The 626-nt window shown below is 32.7% G+C and carries 1 protein-coding gene; it reads left to right on the top strand.

What is annotated here, in order from left to right:
- Window positions 1–103 precede the first annotated feature (103 nt).
- Window positions 104–520: a nucleotidyl transferase AbiEii/AbiGii toxin family protein gene (locus tag FJR09_RS24670; RefSeq protein WP_254433082.1), complete on the top strand. Its 417-nt coding sequence runs from the start codon at window positions 104–106 to the stop codon at window positions 518–520.
- Window positions 521–626: the final 106 nt, after the last annotated feature.

The following is a 626-nucleotide window of genomic DNA, read 5'->3' as shown; positions in this document are numbered from 1 at the left end:
AATGCTTTTGCAGATGGGATAAAGGGGATTGTAGTTTCCCCAGTCAAGGTAACACTTTCAAAGTAAAAGATATTTGTCTATATTTTTTACAACTATAACCCCAATGTTAATTAAACCTCAAATTAAAACTCCAGAGAAATTACCGTTTTTAGAAAAATTATGTTGGCAAAGAGAAAATATAGAAAATCTTACTCCTTTAGAAATGCTGAGAATATATGAACGCGGGTGGCATTACCGGGGAGTTTTAGGCGACTTGAGCCAAATAGAATCCTTATTTGTGCAACAATTAGCTCAATATTATCATTCATGGTTAGGAGCAAAAATGTTTGAAAGGGAATTTCATCAAAAAATTTTAATTGTTCTTAATCAATTAAATGCTAATTTTTTATTAGAGTGTGGCGCGTATTTTGGCGGTGGGACTCTGGTTAGTTTAAATCATGGGGAATATAGATTAAGCAAGGATATAGATTTTCTCTGTTCCACTGGTACTGGCTACCGATTACAGGGGAAACGCATCTAATTTTTTTTGACAAAATGTAACTTCTATGAATAGATAAAAAGGGCAGTATTACCATGTTAATATCAAGCCAATAAATGAGTATGAAGAAAATTTGATGGTAAATTCG

Source organism: Dolichospermum sp. UHCC 0406 (assembly GCF_009712025.1).
In the GTDB taxonomy this organism is placed as follows: domain Bacteria; phylum Cyanobacteriota; class Cyanobacteriia; order Cyanobacteriales; family Nostocaceae; genus Dolichospermum; species Dolichospermum lemmermannii.
Note: the sequence above shows the minus strand (reverse complement) of the source record. Positions and strands in the feature narration are given on the sequence as shown.

Excerpts from the sequence above, each read along its gene's own strand:
- FJR09_RS24670 (WP_254433082.1), top strand. The coding sequence starts at position 104 with ATGTTAATTAAACCTCAAATTAAAACTCCAGAGAAATTACCGTTTTTA.